We start from the raw sequence: 15,772 nt of genomic DNA on the forward strand, positions 1-15,772 counted from the left end.
TACGGCACCTGAACGTCCCGCCCGCCGTCACCCTCGGGTGAACAGGCTCGGCCCGCGGAGCGGCGGGGCCGGCTCCGCTGACGCGGTGGGCGTGGGGGGGTGCGGGGGCAGGGGGGGCCGCAACACCCCCCCCCCCCCACCCGCCGCCCCGGGGCGCAGGGGCGAGACAAGGTCAACGACGATCAGCGCCGCCCCGGGCACCGACGCCCGGACGCGCACCACCACGATGGGAGTGTGAGCCCGTGTCCGCTACGACGGCACCGGCCGCCGGCACCGCCACCCGGGGCAAGGCCATGCAGGTCAAGCTCCAGAAGTTCGGCGCCTTCGCCAGCAGCATGATCATGCCCAACCTCCCGGCCTTCCTGGCCTGGGGACTGATCACCACCCTGTTCATCGCCGTGGGCTGGTGGCCCAACGGCATCCTCGGTGGCTTCGGCAACGCCGACGTCATGAGCTGGCAGGGCGCCGCGACCGCGCTCGCGCAGGCCGAGGACGGCACCACGTTCCGCCAGTACGTGGGCCTCGTCGGGCCGATGATCACCTACCTGCTGCCGCTGCTCATCGCGAACGCCGGCGGCCGTGTCGTCTACGGCGAGCGGGGCGCCGTCGTGGCGTCGATCGTCGCGATCGGCATGATCACGGGCAGCACCATCCCGATGTTCCTGGGCGCGATGATCGTGGGCCCGCTCTCGGCGTGGGTCATGAAGAAGATCGACGGCCTCTGGGAGGGCAAGATCCGGGCCGGCTTCGAGATGCTCGTCAACATGTTCGCCGCCGGGATCGCCGGTGCCGCCATGGCGGTCATCGCGTTCTTCGGCTTCGCCCCGCTCATCACGCGGGTGTCCGAGTGGCTCGGGGACGGCGTCGGCTGGCTCGCCGACAACGGGCTCCTGCCCGTCATGAGCATCATCGTCGAGCCCGCCAAGGTGCTCTTCCTCAACAACGCCATCGGCAACGGCGCGCTCGTGCCGCTCGGCGCGCAGCAGGTCGCGGAGACCGGGAAGTCGCTGCTGTTCCTCGTCGAGGCCAACCCCGGGCCCGGCCTCGGCATCCTCATGGCGTACACGGTCTTCGGGGTCGGCATGGCGCGGAGCAGCGCACCGGGCGCCGCGATCATCCAGTTCTTCGGCGGCATCCACGAGGTCTACTTCCCGTTCGTCCTCATGAAGCCGGCCCTCATCATCGCCGCGATCGCCGGCGGTGCGACCGGGGTCGCGACGAACGCCGCGTTCGGCAGCGGTCTGCGCGGCCCCGCCGCCCCGGGGTCGATCTTCGCGGTGTACGCGACGACCGCCCGGGGCTCGTTCCTCGGTGTGACGCTGTCGGTCGTCCTGTCGTTCGTCGTCACGTTCCTCATCGCCGCGGTCATCCTGCGGGCCTCGCGCAAGCGGGACCTCGCGACGGGCGGCGGGGACCTGCAGGCGGCGATCGCCCAGACCGAGGCCAACAAGGGGAAGTCCAGCTCGGCGCTCGAGGCGCTCGAGGTGATGGCCGGTGCTGCCGCGACCGACACCCGGCCCGTCCGCTCGATCGTGTTCGCGTGCGACGCGGGCATGGGCTCGTCCGCGATGGGCGCGAGCATCCTGCGGGACAAGCTCAAGAAGGCCGGCCGCACCGACGTCACCGTCGTCAACCGCGCGGTCGCGAAGCTCGACGACTCCGCCGACCTCGTGATCACGCACCGCGAGCTCACCGACCGGGCCCGGAGCTACGCGCCGACCGCGCGCCACGTCTCGGTCGAGAACTTCCTGTCGAGCCCCGTGTACGACGACATCGTGCGCGAGCTCGCCGGCGACAGCGAAGGGGCCACGGCATGAGCGAGATCCTCGCGCCCGGGGACGTCGTCCTCGCGGCGTCCGCCGCCACCAAGACCGACGCCGTCCGGGAGGCGGGCGCGGTGCTCGTCCGGGCCGGCGCCGTCGAGCCGGCGTACGTCGACGCGATGCTCGAGCGCGAGCGGTCCCTGTCCACGTACATGGGCAACTACCTCGCGATCCCGCACGGCACCGAGGAGGCGAAGGGCACCATCACGCGCTCCGCGCTCTGCCTCGTGCGCTACGACGAGCCGGTCGACTGGGACGGCGAACCCGTCCGCGTCGTCGTCGGCATCGCCGGGGTCGGCGACGAGCACCTGGAGATCCTGTCGAGGATCGCGCTCGTCTTCGCCGACATGGAGCAGGTCCAGCGCGTGCTCGACGCGCCGACCGCGGCCGAGCTGTACGTCGTCCTCCAGCAGGTGAACGAGGAGTGAGGGCGCGGCCCTCGGTGGTGGGCGCACCACCACCGAGGGCCGCCGCCCCGACCCGCCGCACCCGGACAGCAGCCAGGAGACACCGATGATCGTCACGGTCACCCCCAACCCGAGCGTCGATCGCGCGCTGGACCTGGACCGCCTCGCGGTGGGGGAGGTCAACCGGGCGCACGAGACCCACGTGCACGCGGGCGGCAAGGGCATCAACGTGTCGCGGGCGCTCGTGGCGCACGGGCACGCGACCCGCGCGGTCCTGCCGGCCGGTGGACCCGACGGCGAGCTCCTGGTCCGGCTGCTCGAGGAGCGGGGCGTGCCCGCGCACGCCGTGCCCGTGACCGGGGAGACCCGGTCGAACATCACGCTCGTCGAGCGCACCGGGGTCACGACCAAGGTCAACGCCCCCGGACCGGCCCTCGGGCCCGACGACGTCACGGCGCTGCTCGCGGCGGTCGAGGCCGAGGTCTCGGCCGGTGCGCGGCTCGTCGTGGGCGCCGGGAGCCTGCCCGCCGGCGCCGGGACGGACTTCTTCGTCCGGCTCTCGGCCCTCGCCGGACGGCACGGGGTCCCGTGCGCGCTCGACACGTCCGGGGAGCCGCTCGTCGCGGCGGTCGAGGCCGGCGGGCTCGACGTGGTCAAGCCCAACGACGAGGAGCTCGGCGCGCTCGTGGGGCGGGACATGGTCGTCGTCGGCGACGTGGTCGACGCCGCCCGGTCCGTCGTCGACCGCGGTACGCGGCAGGTGCTCGTGAGCCTCGGGGCGCACGGTGCGCTGCTCGTCGACGCGACGTCCGTGTGGTGGGCCGGCGGCCCGCCGCTCGTGCCCGCCTCGACGGTCGGCGCCGGTGACGCGACCCTCGCGGGCTTCCTCGCGGAGGTCGACGGAGAGCCGGCGACCCGGCTCGCGACCGCCGTCGCGTGGGGCCGCGCCGCCGTCCTGCTCCCGGGCACCGCCGTGCCCACGCCCGCCGACGTGCGCCTCGACGAGGTGCGCATCCTCGAGTCGCCCCACCCGGACATCGCGCTCAAGGAGCTGTGACCCACCCGCAACCCGTCCGCCGCACCCGTTCGCCGCACCGTAGCGGCGTCACCCCGGAAGGAACTCCCGATGTCCCAGCGCACCGTCACCATCGGATCGAAGGTCGGCCTGCACGCGCGGCCCGCGAAGCTCTTCACCGCGGCCGCCGCCGCGACGGGCACCAAGGTGCTCATCGCGAAGAACGGCGGCACACCGGTCGACGCGTCGAGCATCCTGCGCGTCATGACCCTCGGCGCCAAGTTCGGCGAGGAGGTCACGCTGACCGCCGAGGGTGAGGGCGCCGACGCGGCGCTCGACGAGCTCGCGGCGATGCTCGCCTCCGACCTGGACGCGGTGGCGCAGTGACGACGCTGCGGGGTGCGGGCGTCGGCCGCGGCGCGGTGGTCGGCCCGGTCGCGCGCGCCCACGCCGCGCCGGTGGTCGACGCGTCGGCCCCCGCCGAGGGGGACCGTGCGGCCGCGACGGCGTCCGTCGTCGCGGCGTTCGCGTCCGTCGCCGACACGCTCGAGGCGCGCGCCGAGCGGTCGAGCGGGACCGTCGCGAACGTCCTCACCGCCACCGCAGCGATGGCCCGCGACGCCGAGCTGACCGACCAGGTCGCCGTCCGGATCGACTCCGGGCAGTCCGCGCCGTTCGCCGTGGACCGGGCCGTCGCCGAGTTCGTGGACCTGTTCACGCAGGCCGGCGGCTACCTCGCCGAGCGCGTCACGGACCTGCTCAGCGTGCGTGACCGCGTCGTCGCGCTGCTGACCGGGCAGCCCGAGCCGGGCGTCCCGGCGCTCACCGAGCCCGCGGTCGTCGTCGCCGACGACCTCTCGCCCGCCGACACCGCCGCCCTCGAGCTCGACAAGGTGCTCGCGATCGTCATCGAGCGCGGCGGTCCCACCGGGCACACCGCGATCATCGCCGGGCAGCTCGGCATCCCGTGCGTCGTGCGGGCCGTCGGCGCCTCCACGCTCACCGACGGCACCCTCGTCGCCGTCGACGCCGCAGCCGGCACCGTCGTCGTCGACCCCGACGACGACGTCCGCGCCCGCGTCGAGGTCCGCCGCCGCGGCCTCGCGACCCTCGCCGAGACGACCGACGACGGCTGCACGTCCGACGGCCACGGTGTCGCGCTGCTCGCCAACATCGGCACCGCCGAGGACGCCGAGCGCCTCACCGGCGCGGCCGTCGAGGGCGTCGGGCTGTTCCGCACCGAGGTCCTCTACCTCGGCCGGACCACCGCCCCCACCGAGGACGAGCAGGCCGAGCAGTACGCCCGCGCGCTCCGCGGCCTCGAGGGCCGCAAGGTCGTCATCCGCACGCTCGACGCGGGCGCCGACAAGCCGCTCGCGTTCGTGACGCGCGACGGCGAGGAGAACCCGGCGCTCGGCGTCCGCGGCTTCCGGCTCGTCCGGGCCGCCGAGGACCTCCTGCTCACGCAGCTCCGGGCCATCGCGCGCGCGGCCGAGAGCACCGGTGGTGAGCCGTGGGTCATGGCACCCATGGTCGCCACCGTCGAGGAGGCCGCCCAGTTCGCGGCGCTCGCACGGGACGCCGGGGTCCGCACCGTCGGCGTCATGGTCGAGGTCCCCTCGGCGGCGCTGCGGGCCGCCGACCTGCTCGCCGAGGTCGACTTCATCTCGATCGGCACCAACGACCTCGCGCAGTACACGATGGCCACCGACCGCCTCCTCGGTGAGCTCGTCGACCTGCTCGACCCGTGGCAGCCCGCCGTGCTCGACCTCGTGGCGACCGCCGCCGCAGCCGGCACCTCCGCCGGCAAACCCGTGGGCGTCTGCGGGGAGTCGGCGGCGGACCCGCTCATGGCCCTCGTCCTCACCGGCATGGGCGTCACGAGCCTGTCGATGTCGCCCGCCGCCGTACCAGGCGTCCGGTTCGCCCTCAGCCGGCACTCGCTCGACGACTGCCGGGGGCTGGCGAAGGTCGCTCGGGCGGCTCGCACGGCCGCCGACGCGCGGGCTGCGTGCCTCGCGGAGGTCGACCCGGAGGTGCGGGAGATCCTGGCGCTCTGACTGCTGACTGCTCACTGCTCGCTGCTCACGGCGCAACACGCTCGGATGCACGACGAACGACGCGGTTGCCGGACTCACCCCGGCGGCCGCGTCGTTCGTCGTTCCTCGCCCGTCGCCCTCCCGGGCGGTGGCAGCGCCTCGGCGGTGCGACGTCCAGGGTGGTCAGCAGCCGGGGCCGTGGGGGTTGTCGAGGCAGGTGTCGGCGACGAGGTGGCTGGTGGCGTCGTGGATGGTGACGGTGGGCAGGGGTGTGGTGGTGGTGGCGGTGCCGTTGATGGGGTGCCAGGTGGTGGTGCCGGCGATGAGGTACTCGCCGGTCCAGGTGGTGGTGAGGGTGGGTGTGTAGGTGCCGAGTGCCGGGTAGGGGTGGCCGATGACTCCGGTGGGGTAGACGGGGTCGCCGGGGTGGTGGTCGTGGTCGGTGGGGTAGGGGGTGCCGGGGTGGGTGGTGGTGGTGTGGGTGCCGTCGCCGAAGTCCCAGGTGAACTGGGTGGGGGTGGCGCGCACGGTGATGGGGAAGTTGAGCAGGGTGGTGGGGTGGTCCTGGGGGTCGGCGGTGGTGTGGACGACGAGGCCGAGTCCGGTGAGCAGGTCGGGGTTCGCGGGCTGTGGGGTGACCGGGGAGGGGGTGAGGGGGAGGCGGCGGAAGTCCTCGGCGGTGAACTCCGGGAGAACGTCCTGAGGGCACGTCGCCGGTGCGACGAAGGTCCACGGTCCCCAGTTGGGGTTCGTCGGAGCATCCCGGTTCCGGCGCCACAGCGCTTCGAGGTGCGCGACGCCCTCACCGCAGAACGGCGGGTCGACGTACCCGTCGGCGCCCGGACACGGCGCGGTCAGCTCGGTGATCGGCGTGGCGGAGCCGACGTTGCACTGGCGACCCCGCTGGTACTGCACGAGAAGGGCCGCGCCTGCGTTCGCGCCTTTGCCGAGATCGGATTGCATGGTGCCTTCGGCTGCCTTGTTCCATACCTCTGCGACATTGTCTTGCAAATAGCCGCCGACGCCGCCGGTCTCACCGTTGGACGCTGCTGGAGGGACGCCGACGCCGAAGGCCAGCAGCATTGCTACGACGAGGACGCCGGTGCGTCCGAGCGCGTTCTCCATCCGCTCACGCACTCTTCGCCTCGCTCGCTCGAATGAGCCAGGCATCGCCTTCACGGATGACAAGCAACGTCAACGAGTAGTGGCCGCCCGGGACCGTCGAAGTGATCGTGCCGCTGGCGTCGGTCTCGACGGACTCCGCCTGGTCGACATCGAGCTCGATCGCGTAGAACTTCGTCGCTTCGACTTCTGTCGGCCGGCTCGATCGAACGGCGAAGACGCCGCCGGTCTGCTTCTTCCCCGAGGCATGCATCGTCGAGACACCCTCGCTCACACTCGCGCAGAAGACGCACTCCGGGTGGCTCATAGCCTTCCAGGCGGCGAGATCGCCCGTCGCGTGCGCGTAGGGATACAGCGACAGGAAGTACGTCGCTGCGGCGACCGCCCCGTCGACGCCGGGGTCGTCCATCGCGGCAGGGCGCTCGGGCTCGAGTGTGGTGGTCGGGGTGGGCGTCGGCGACGCTGTCGGGCTCGCCGTCGCGGTGCGCGACGGGCTCGGCTGGGCTGACGGCTCCCCGGTGCACGCGGTCAGCATCACCACGAGCACCGCCACGGCGCCGAGGGCGGCGCGTGCCCGACGGTGCCCGCCGCGGCGACGACGTCGGGAAGGGCGGTGGGCGTCGTCGGCCGCACGAGGCGAAGGCATGCCCGCGAACGTACCGAAACCGGGGCGAGCCGGTCACGGCCTGTCCGACATCTGTGGACGATCAGTCAGGGCTCCGTTCCACGTCTGCTCCGGCTCTGTCGCCGGCGCCATGCGTCCGCGGAGGCGGCCACGAAGCACGCGACCTCGTCGAGGCCGACGTGGGTGCAGCGCCCAGCGCCAGCTTCAGACGATCAAGTCCTTCCTCAGCGCCGTCAACACGAGCCCAGGGTCGGCGGTCTTCTGCCATCGCGGCGAGCATCCCGTCGAGGTAATGCCGGTCTCGCGGCCCTGCCGACGCCAATGCGTCGTCGGGACGGAGCAGGGTCGCGAGGACGGCGAAGTCGCTCAGATGCCGACCGCGACGAGGATCGAGGGCCACGGTGTTGGCTGCTGCCTTGGCGACGAGCGCACCCAAGAGGTTTGGGCGTCGAACCGCGCCTTCCCTCCCTGCAACGCTCACCCCGCGCGCTTCAGTGCGGTCCAGCGCCTGCTGCGCGCCCGGCGTCTCGATCGTGGTGCCACCCGTAACACCTCTGCGGTTCGCTGCCCGCTCCCCGAGATGACGCGGTATCAGGATGTCGACGACTGCGCCGTCCCGCTCCCAGCGGTGCTGATGGCCGGTCCATGTCTCTCCCGCCGGGCGGAAGCCCCGGTTGTGCAAGATGCTCGTCACGGCCAGTAGGACGTGTGGCTCGGCCCTTACATCGAGGAGCGTGTCGACGTCATCGGTGGGTCGTTGAGGCGCGGCTCCTCGCTCTGCGCAGTGCAGGTGCACCATCTGCCCACCGACGAGCGTCCAGCCGGTCGGGTGCGCCTCGTGAAGATCGAGGAGCGCGTGCCATGAACTCACCTGAGAGCCGCTCATGGCAGGCAGGACCATGGTCAAGCCCCCACCGCCTCGGGAGCTTGGAGTGCTGTCACGAGCAGGTCGCGAGACCTGCTGAGCTCCCGGTCGCTGTCGTGCTCGGCGAGGTCAGCCGCCAGCAGCAGGAGGGGTACGGGTTGCGCGGGAAGGATCGGCGAGGCGTGCAGCACGACGTTGGCACGGCTGGCTCGGGCAGGCACGAGGAGGTGCTCAGCCCGCACGGCTGCCAGGTCGTCGTCGTGGACGTAGGCCTCCAGATCGTCTCCGGGTGACAGCCGGGACCGCGGGTCGCTGATGCCGGACAGGACGACTCGTGAGTCCTGCCGGAGGCGTCCCGCGTCGGGGGCTGACAGCACGTGGCGCACGGCGCGCGACGCGAGCCACGAGCGGAGCAGCAGCTCAGGTTCCTGGTCGCGGGCCAGGCGGTCCAGCTGACCCCGCAGCCGGCTCGTCTCGCTCGAGCTCGTCCATGCAGCGCGCCGGTCTTCGCCGAGCTCGACGAGCGCCCAGGCGATGCGCGGACTCATGGGGCGTCCACGTCGGGGGGCGGAGGGAAGCGAGGCGAGGTCGACGATCCAGCGCCCGCTGATCCGCCGCGCGGGCAGCCGACCCGCCGAGATCAGCTGGCGTACCCGCCCCGGCGAGACGTCGAGCATGCGCGCGGCCTCAGCCACACCGACGTCAACCATGCACACAACCCTAGCGCTAACGATAGAGTTGTGTGAAGCGCCACGTGCGACGGCTCGTGCACTCGTGCCAGGGCACGGAGCGCAGCATGAGGTCGCGGCGCCCGTCGTCGATGGTGTGACACCGAGGTCGGCGGATGGAGGGTGGGAGGCGCCCGTGCGTCCTCCCACCGCTCCACTGCCGTGTCACGACCTGCGCGGCCGCCGCGACCGCGCCGCTCCGCTGCCCGAGCGGGCCGCCGAGCCCTCCCGCCGTCAGCGCAGGAACAGCCGCGACGCCTGGTCCTCCGCGTCGGAGTATGTGCGCGCGGCGACGGAGAGCGCCGCGGTGATGTGGTCGAGCGACTGCTCGACGCGGGCCTGCGTCGCGGACCACTCGGTCATGACGCCGGCGAACGCGGTGGCTGCACCGCCGCGCCAGGCGCCCTGCAGCTCGGCGAGCTGGCGCTGCATCGCCGCGACCTCGCTGCGGACCGCCGCCGTGCGGGCCTGGACCCCGGCGGCTGCCTGGGCGACCAGCGCGCTGTCGACCTCGTACCTGCTCATTCCGTCCTCCTGTGCTCGTGGAGGTCCGGACGCTACGCAGGCGTCGTCACCGTCGAGCCCCCGGTCCCGGAGGTCGCCGGCGCCGCGCGTCAGCGACGGGCTGTGGGCGGCTGAGCAGCGAGCGACGGCTGCGCGCTCGCGGGCGGCTCCGTGGCATCCGCGTCGGCCGCCGGCGTATGCCCGTCCGAGGCCGCCGTGCCCGACTCCGCGTTCGCGGCATCGATCTTCGCGAGCTCCTTCTCGAGCCGCTGGAGCTCGGCGCCGAGGTTCTGGCGCGCGGCCTCCTCCCACGCCGCACCGAGCGGGCTCACGAAGAGGCTCGTACGGCTGAGGAGCTTGCGGACGATGTTGACGCGGGCCCGCACGTAGTGCTCGACGGGCAGGTGCGCGTACTCGGCGCGGATGTCGTGCAGGTAGGACTTGTACCGCTGCGGCTCCGCGGCCAGCATCGCGAGGTCGGCGTCGCACAGGACGGCGCAGTCGAAGTCCGACGCGTCGGTGGTGTGGCGTCGGAGCGCTACCACCAGGTCGTGCACGCGGCGGGCGCGCTTCTCGGGCACCCCGAGCGCCGTGAGCTCCTCGAGCGCGAGGCGGGCGCTCGCGAGCTCGTCCTCGCCGCCCCGGTTCGCGTACGCCGCGGCGTCCGCCGAGTCGAAGATCGCCCCGTGGTACCAGGCGGCGAGGCGTACGAGGTCCGGCTCGTGGGTCTCGGCGGCGAGCTCGTCGACCCGGGCGAGGACGTCCACGAGGTGCTTGAGGTTGTGGAAGTCGCGTCCCTTGGCGGACCAGCGGTCCACGAGGGCGACCCCTGCTGCCTTGATCTGCTCGGGCGGAGCGGTGGCCCCGGCCCCGAGTGCGCTGCGGACGAACGCGGAGAGCAACCACTGCGGTGCGTCGTAGACGCCCATGACCAGCCTCACGAACGGTGACCCTTGCTTCGGACCCGACATCGTAACCACGGTGCCGCGCGAGCACATACGCGTCGCGTCAGTGTTCATCCTCCGCGGAGGTGGCCGTCGTGCGCGCGTCGGCCGCCCCCGCGCCCATCTCGTCGGCGGCCTCGTCGTCCACGTCCCCCGGGCGCGCCAGGGGCAGTGCGACCCGCACGGTCGTCCCGCCGCCGGGGGTCTGCGCCAGGCTCACCTCGCCGCGGTGGGCCGTTACGATCGCGGCCACGATCGCCATGCCGAGACCCGCACCGCCGCCGGTGCCGCCGCCCGCTGTCCCGCCCCGCGTGCGGCTGGCGTCGACGCGGTAGAACCGCTCGAAGACGCGCGCGGCGTGCTCCGGGTCGATGCCGGGCCCGTGGTCGCGCACCTCGAGCACCCCCTCGCCGGGACGGCCCGCGACGAGCCCCACGGACAGCTCGACCGGGGTCCCCGGCGGGGTGTGCTGCACGACGTTCCCGACGAGGTTCGACACGACCTGGCGCAGCATCCGCTCGTCGCCCGCGACGACGCACGAGCGCAGCGGGGCGCCGTCCGGACCGAGCAGGGCCGTGGGGCGCGACGGGTCGAGCGCGTGCAGGTCGCTCAGCGCGTCGGCCGCGAGGACCGCGAGGTCGACGTCGTCGAGGCGCATCGGTCGCCCGTCGTCGAGCCGGGCGAGCGCGAGCAGGTCCTCGACGAGCCCGCCCATCCGGGTCGCCGACTCCTCGACGCGGCGGAAGGTGTCGTCGACCTGCTCCTTCTCCGTCAGCGCACCCATCCGGTACAGCTCGCCGTACCCGCGGATCGCCGCGAGCGGCGTGCGCAGCTCGTGCGAGGCGTCCGCGACGAACCGCCGCATGCGCGCCTCGGACGCCGTGCGGTCCGCGAACGCGCTCTCGATCTGCGCGAGCATCCCGTTGAGCGCCGCCCCGAGCCGGCCGACCTCGGTGGTCTCGGGTGCCGTCGGGACGCGCCGGGACAGGTCGCCCGCAGCGATCGACGCGGCGGTCGACTCGATCTCGCGCAGCGGGCGCAGCGACCGCCGGACCGCCCAGCTCCCGGCGAGCGCACCGAGGACGACGATGCCGAGCCCGCTCGTGAGCAGCAGCAGCGTGATGCGCTGAACCGTGCGCTGGACGTCGCCGAGGGGCAGGCCGACGCTGACCGTGCCGATGGGCTCGCCGCCGCTCGACATCGAGAAGGCCACGAAGCGCCACGAGGACGCGGGGCGGTTGCTCGGGACGTCGAACGGGCGGCGATCGGTCGCGCGGGCCTCGGCGGGGGTCAGCTCCGGCGGCGCGGGGACCCCGTACTCCCGGTACGTCGTGTCGCGGCCGGAGGCCTTGCGGCCGCCGAGGACGTCCGTCACGACAAGCACGTAGTCGGTCGGCACGAACGAGGCGTCGCCCGGGCGGCTGTCCCCGAACAGGCTGTCGGCCTCACGCTGCGCGAGGTACGCGGCCTCCGTCTCGAGGCGCCGGTCGACCTGCCCGACGAGGTAGCGCTCGAGCAGCGTCGCCGTCGTCAGCCCGGCGACGAGCAGGCCGACCGCGAGCAGTGCCGTGATGATCCCGACCAGCCGGGCGCGCAGCGGGACACCGGCCCACGCGGCGCGGGCACGGTCGGCCGCGCGGGACGCGCGGGACGACGGCGACGGGGTGCCGGCCGGGGCCGTCGGCTCCTCGCCCGCCGCCGCCGCCGGACCGGTGGTCGACGCACCGTCGGCGGCGTCCGGCGCCGCGTCCCGCGCCTCGCCACCGGCGGCCTGCCGGTCGGGGGCAGGCGCGCCGGCGGGCGTCGCGCTCACGGGGTCGCGACGCGGCGCAGCAGGTAACCGACGCCGCGCTTGGTCTGGATGAGGGGCTCGACGGGCTGCCCGCCGGGCCCGGTGACCTGGTCGACCTTGCGGCGCAGGTAGGAGATGTAGGACTCGACGATGTTGGCGTCGCCGCCCCAGTCGTACTGCCAGACGTGGTCGAGGATCTGCGACTTCGACAGGACCCGGCCGGGGTTGAGCATGAGGTAGCGCAGCAGCTTGAACTCGGTCGGCGAGAGGTCGACGACCTGGCCGGCGCGGCGCACCTCGTGGCTGTCCTCGTCGAGCTCGAGGTCGCCGACGCGCAGGATGCTCGACTCGTCGACGTCGCCCGGGTGGGTCCGGCGCAGCACCGCACGGATGCGCGCGACGACCTCCTCGAGGCTGAACGGCTTCGTCACGTAGTCGTCGCCGCCGACGGTGAGGCCCGTGACCTTGTCCGACGTGTCGTCGCGTGCGGTGAGGAACAGGACCGGGACGTGCTGGCCCTTCTCGCGCAGCCGCCGGGTGACGGTGAAGCCGTCCATGTCGGGGAGCATCACGTCGAGGACGACGAGGTCCGGCTCGACCTGCCGCGCGAGCCGCAGCGCGGACGCGCCGTCGGCGGCGGCGTGCACCTCGAAGCCGGCGAACCGCAGCGACGTTGCGAGCAGCTCGCGGATGTTCGGCTCGTCGTCGACGACGAGCAGGCGCGCCTCGGGCTGCACAGGGGTCCCCGTCATGCCCTCAGTGTGCGTCGCCGGGCTGGGAGCGGCCTGGGAGGACGCTGCGGGCGGCGTGGCGCCGGGCACGCCGGCGCCCGCGGCCCGGACGCGGGTGAGCGTCCGGGCGCGCGGGCATCGGCGGGGGAGCGGTGGTGCGTCAGGCCGGCGCGGACCCGCGCTTGAGCGCGGCGAGCCGGGCCTCGACCTCGAGGTTCTGGCCGGACGCCTCGAGCTCCTCGAACTGCGCGTCGATCGACGACGCGGCGAGCTCGGCGTGGCCCTGGACGCGGGCCTCCTCGCGGCGCACCTTGTCCTCGAAGCGCGAGAGCTCGCTCGTCGGGTCGAGCACGTTGATCGAGCCGAGCGCGTCCTGCAGCTGCGACTGCGCCTGGGCGCTCTTCTGGCGTGCGACGAGGTTGTCGCGGCGGTTCTTCAGGTCCGCGAGGCGCTCCTTCGACGCCGCGAGCCCGGCCTTGAGCTTCTCGACCGTCTCCGTCTGCGACGCGATGAGCGGCTCGGCGTCCTTGGCCTCCTGCTCCGCGGCGATCTGCTTGCCGAGCGCGACCTTGGCGAGGTTGTCGAACTTGTCGGCGCCCGCGGCGTCGCCGCTCGTGCGGAGCTGGTCGGCCTTCGACGACGCGGCGAGCGCCTTCTGGCCCCAGCTCGACGCCGACGCCACGTCCTCGCGGTGGTCGGCCTCGGCGAGGCGCAGGTTGCCGATCGTCTGCGCGACGGCCTCCTCGGCCTCGGCGATGTTGTTCGTGTAGTCGCGGATGAGCTGGTCGATCATCTTCGCGGGGTCCTCGGCCCGGTCCAGCATGGAGTTGATGTTGGCGCGGGCCAGCGTCGTGATGCGGCCCAGGATCGTCTGCTTCTCGGTCATCGTGCGTCCCTCTCGTCGTGCGACGCGCCCGGGTGGGCCGTCGTCGCGCCTGCTGCTGCGTCGTCCGTGTCCTGCGGTGGGTCGCGGGGGTCCGTCAGAAGCGCCCACCCCCGCCGAAGCCACCGCCGTCGCCTCCGCCGCCCCCGCCGAAGCCCCCTCCGCCGAAGCCGCCGCCCCCGAAGCCCCCGCCGCCGCCCCGCAGGAGCGAGTCGAGCAGGATCCCGCCGAGCACCATGCCGCCGACGTTCGACCCGCCCCCGCCGATGCCGCCGTACCCGGAGCGCTGGCGGCGCTGGTCCTCCCAGTCCTGCACGTCGAGCTGCGCGAGCTGCTGGGCCTGGCCCGCGAGCTCGCCGGCCCGGTGCGCGAGCGCCAGCGCGCCCGTCGCGTCGGTCGCGGCGTCCCGGTGGGCCTGCTGCGCGAGGCGGGCGGCCTCCGAGAGCCGCGTGCGGGCCTCGGGGCCGACGGCACCGCGACGGGTCTCGATGTAGTCGTGCACCGCGCGGATGTGCGAGGCGAGCCGGCCGAGGAGGTCGTCGAGCTGCGCACGTGCCCGGGCGTCGTGCTCGGCGCGCTCGCGGAACGGCTCCAGCGTCTCGTCGAGCCGGGCCTCCGCGGCGCGCACGTCCCGGAGCGCGGCGAGGGGGTCGCCGCCCGAGCGGGCCGCCTCCGCCGCCGTGGCCGCCGCGCGGCCCGCCTGGACGGCGGCCTGCACCGCGGGCTCGCGCGGCGCGAGGCGGTCGGCGTCGGCGAAGTCCGCGCTGATCGAGGCGACCGCGGCGGTGAGGTCGGCGCCGGCCCGGGCGAGGTCCTGGCCGGCGCGCTCGACCGCGTCGAGCAGCGTGACGGCCTGCGCGACGGCGTCCTGCGCGGCGCGGGCGGCACCGACGGCGGCTCCGCGGTCGTCGGTGGCGAGGGCCTCGCGACCGCGCGCGACGGACTCCTGCGCGCCGGTGAGCAGCGCGGCGGCCTGGTCGGGGTTGGGGGTGACCGACGCGAGCGCCGCGGGCGGGTACGTCGTGGCGAGCTGGGCGACCGTGGCCCGTGCGGGCTCGACGCGGGCGGACACCTCCGTCGCGCGCTGCTCGGCGTCGTCGAGCACCTCGGGTGCGCGCGCCTGGAGGTCGCGCATCTGCTCGAACTCCTCGGTGTGCGCGTCGAGGGTGTCCGCGGCGACCTGGCACGTCTCGAGGATCGCGATCATGATCTGCCGCGCCTGCGGCTCGGTCTCGGGCGTCGAGTCGTCGAGCTGCTGGCGCCACCGGAACGCCTCGGACACGCGCGCCCGGGCCTCCTCGAGCGCGGCGCCGAACCGGCGGGTGGCCTCCAGGCCGAACTGCGCCTGCGCGAACCCGAGCTCCTGCGCCGAGGTGGTCAGCGCGTCGTCGATCGCCACGAGCGCCTGGCTCGCACGCCGGTTGAGCTCGGGGGTCGGCAGCGCGGCCAGCCCCTGCGGCGCGGCGCCGGCGGGCTGCGCAGCGCCCTGGCCGGCACCGCCGCGGTGGCGCAGCAGGGACCGCACCACGAGGACCACGAGCACGAGGACGAGGCCGACGACGAGCAGGGTCCCGAGGCCGAGCCCGCCGCCGGACGCCGCCGTGCCGGTCCCGAGCGCGGCGTCGCGCAGCCCGTCCGCGGCGGCGATCGCCGCACCGGCCCAGTCGTCCTCCGCCAGGCGCGGCTCGACGAGGTCGACCCGCACGCTCGTGGCCTCCTCCTCGGTGATCTCGCCCGCGCTCTGCACCCACATGCCGTAGCGGCGCTCGTCGACCGCGACCGCGAGGATCACGTCCTCCGGGCCGAGGCCCGACGCCGCCGCCGTCTCGCGCGCCCACTGCTCGCCGTCGCGCCCCGAGAAGTCGGCGACGTAGACGACGAAGAGGTCGTACGCCGTGTCGTCGGAGAGGCGGTCGAGGCTCGCCTGGACCTCCGCGGTGCTGCCGTCGAGCGCACCGACCTGGTCGGTGATCTGGCTCGGCAGGTTCAGCGGCTCGACCGCGGCGGCGGGCACCGCGAGCCCCAGGGTCGCGAGCAGCACGGTGAGGGCCGCGGCCGCGCGGGTGAACCGGGGGACGGGCGTCGCACGGGTGAGCACGGACGTGGGGGCGGACGGGGCCGGGACGCGGGGGTGGCTCACCCGTCGATCCTCGACCGGGCGGCGCGGGCGTGCAAACGTGGGCCCACGGGTTCGCCCGGAGGTGTCGGTGCTGGTCGGGGCCGGTCGGCGACCCGCGCGCAGCTCGGGCGGCCCGGCGGGCGGGCGCTCGGCGGAGGCCCGGAGCGGGCAGCGC

At 74.2% G+C, this 15,772-nt stretch carries 15 protein-coding genes; 5 read left to right on the forward strand and 10 right to left on the reverse strand.

Features of this window, described 5'->3' with window-relative positions:
• The first annotated feature begins 293 nt into the window (after positions 1-293).
• From ACWFNE_RS20730 to ptsP, 5 genes are all read left to right on the forward strand, one after another.
• Positions 294-1,817: a PTS mannitol transporter subunit IICB gene (locus ACWFNE_RS20730; RefSeq protein ID WP_452124361.1), complete on the forward strand. Its 1,524-nt coding sequence runs from the start codon at positions 294-296 to the stop codon at positions 1,815-1,817.
• Entirely contained in the window at positions 1,814-2,251 is a 438-nt protein-coding gene (locus tag ACWFNE_RS20735; protein WP_452124320.1) for a PTS sugar transporter subunit IIA, read from the forward strand. Before ACWFNE_RS20730 ends, ACWFNE_RS20735 begins: the two co-directional genes overlap by 4 nt.
• Positions 2,252-2,336: 85 nt before the next feature.
• The gene (gene pfkB / locus ACWFNE_RS20740; protein WP_452124321.1) at positions 2,337-3,287 is read left to right on the forward strand and encodes a 1-phosphofructokinase; all 951 of its coding nucleotides are present in this window, start codon (positions 2,337-2,339) and stop codon (positions 3,285-3,287) included.
• A 69-nt stretch (positions 3,288-3,356) separates the two neighbouring features.
• On the forward strand, positions 3,357-3,632 hold the full coding sequence (locus tag ACWFNE_RS20745; RefSeq protein WP_452124322.1) for an HPr family phosphocarrier protein: 276 nt from the start codon (positions 3,357-3,359) through the stop codon (positions 3,630-3,632).
• Positions 3,629-5,305 (forward strand): phosphoenolpyruvate--protein phosphotransferase, encoded by a 1,677-nt coding sequence (gene ptsP, locus ACWFNE_RS20750; RefSeq protein ID WP_452124323.1) that lies wholly within the window; start codon positions 3,629-3,631, stop codon positions 5,303-5,305. The genes ACWFNE_RS20745 and ptsP overlap by 4 nt, the downstream gene beginning before the upstream one ends.
• 162 nt (positions 5,306-5,467) lie before the next feature.
• Here ptsP and ACWFNE_RS20755 read toward each other — a convergent pair whose 3' ends face one another.
• From ACWFNE_RS20755 to ACWFNE_RS20800, 10 genes are all read right to left on the reverse strand, one after another.
• Positions 5,468-6,409 carry a hypothetical protein gene (locus ACWFNE_RS20755; protein WP_452124324.1) on the reverse strand — a complete coding sequence of 314 codons (942 nt, stop codon included), beginning with the start codon at positions 6,407-6,409 and terminating at the stop codon, positions 5,468-5,470.
• A 4-nt stretch (positions 6,410-6,413) separates the two neighbouring features.
• The gene (locus ACWFNE_RS20760; protein ID WP_452124325.1) at positions 6,414-6,959 is read right to left on the reverse strand and encodes a DUF6318 family protein; all 546 of its coding nucleotides are present in this window, start codon (positions 6,957-6,959) and stop codon (positions 6,414-6,416) included.
• A gap of 154 nt (positions 6,960-7,113) precedes the next feature.
• Positions 7,114-7,938, reverse strand: coding sequence for a hypothetical protein (locus ACWFNE_RS20765; protein ID WP_452124326.1), 825 nt, complete (start codon positions 7,936-7,938; stop codon positions 7,114-7,116).
• The gene (locus ACWFNE_RS20770; protein WP_452124327.1) at positions 7,935-8,606 is read right to left on the reverse strand and encodes a helix-turn-helix domain-containing protein; all 672 of its coding nucleotides are present in this window, start codon (positions 8,604-8,606) and stop codon (positions 7,935-7,937) included. The genes ACWFNE_RS20765 and ACWFNE_RS20770 overlap by 4 nt, the downstream gene beginning before the upstream one ends.
• 252 nt (positions 8,607-8,858) lie before the next feature.
• On the reverse strand, positions 8,859-9,149 hold the full coding sequence (locus tag ACWFNE_RS20775; RefSeq protein WP_452124328.1) for a WXG100 family type VII secretion target: 291 nt from the start codon (positions 9,147-9,149) through the stop codon (positions 8,859-8,861).
• An 89-nt stretch (positions 9,150-9,238) separates the two neighbouring features.
• Positions 9,239-10,057 (reverse strand): HD domain-containing protein, encoded by an 819-nt coding sequence (locus ACWFNE_RS20780; RefSeq protein WP_452124362.1) that lies wholly within the window; start codon positions 10,055-10,057, stop codon positions 9,239-9,241.
• 79 nt (positions 10,058-10,136) lie between these two features.
• A complete protein-coding gene (locus ACWFNE_RS20785; RefSeq protein ID WP_452124329.1) occupies positions 10,137-11,885 on the reverse strand; it encodes a sensor histidine kinase in 1,749 nt (582 codons plus the stop codon).
• On the reverse strand, positions 11,882-12,616 hold the full coding sequence (locus ACWFNE_RS20790) for a response regulator transcription factor (RefSeq protein WP_452124330.1): 735 nt from the start codon (positions 12,614-12,616) through the stop codon (positions 11,882-11,884). The genes ACWFNE_RS20785 and ACWFNE_RS20790 overlap by 4 nt, the downstream gene beginning before the upstream one ends.
• 139 nt (positions 12,617-12,755) lie before the next feature.
• A complete protein-coding gene (locus ACWFNE_RS20795) occupies positions 12,756-13,481 on the reverse strand; it encodes a PspA/IM30 family protein (RefSeq protein WP_452124331.1) in 726 nt (241 codons plus the stop codon).
• Between the two features lie 94 nt (positions 13,482-13,575).
• A complete protein-coding gene (locus ACWFNE_RS20800; RefSeq protein WP_452124332.1) occupies positions 13,576-15,618 on the reverse strand; it encodes a TPM domain-containing protein in 2,043 nt (680 codons plus the stop codon).
• Positions 15,619-15,772: the final 154 nt, after the last annotated feature.

It is taken from the genome of Cellulomonas sp. NPDC055163 (assembly GCF_053607065.1).

Bases quoted from the DNA above. Each gene is read 5' to 3' on its own strand.
- ACWFNE_RS20730 (WP_452124361.1), top strand. From the start codon at position 294: ATGCAGGTCAAGCTCCAGAAGTTCGGCGCCTTCGCCAGCAGCATGATC.
- ACWFNE_RS20735 (WP_452124320.1), top strand. From the start codon at position 1,814: ATGAGCGAGATCCTCGCGCCCGGGGACGTCGTCCTCGCGGCGTCCGCC.
- pfkB (WP_452124321.1), top strand. From the start codon at position 2,337: ATGATCGTCACGGTCACCCCCAACCCGAGCGTCGATCGCGCGCTGGAC.
- ACWFNE_RS20745 (WP_452124322.1), top strand. From the start codon at position 3,357: ATGTCCCAGCGCACCGTCACCATCGGATCGAAGGTCGGCCTGCACGCG.
- ACWFNE_RS20755 (WP_452124324.1), bottom strand. From the start codon at position 6,409: ATGGAGAACGCGCTCGGACGCACCGGCGTCCTCGTCGTAGCAATGCTG.
- ACWFNE_RS20770 (WP_452124327.1), bottom strand. From the start codon at position 8,606: ATGGTTGACGTCGGTGTGGCTGAGGCCGCGCGCATGCTCGACGTCTCG.
- ACWFNE_RS20775 (WP_452124328.1), bottom strand. From the start codon at position 9,149: ATGAGCAGGTACGAGGTCGACAGCGCGCTGGTCGCCCAGGCAGCCGCC.
- ACWFNE_RS20780 (WP_452124362.1), bottom strand. From the start codon at position 10,057: ATGGGCGTCTACGACGCACCGCAGTGGTTGCTCTCCGCGTTCGTCCGC.
- ACWFNE_RS20790 (WP_452124330.1), bottom strand. From the start codon at position 12,616: ATGACGGGGACCCCTGTGCAGCCCGAGGCGCGCCTGCTCGTCGTCGAC.
- ACWFNE_RS20795 (WP_452124331.1), bottom strand. From the start codon at position 13,481: ATGACCGAGAAGCAGACGATCCTGGGCCGCATCACGACGCTGGCCCGC.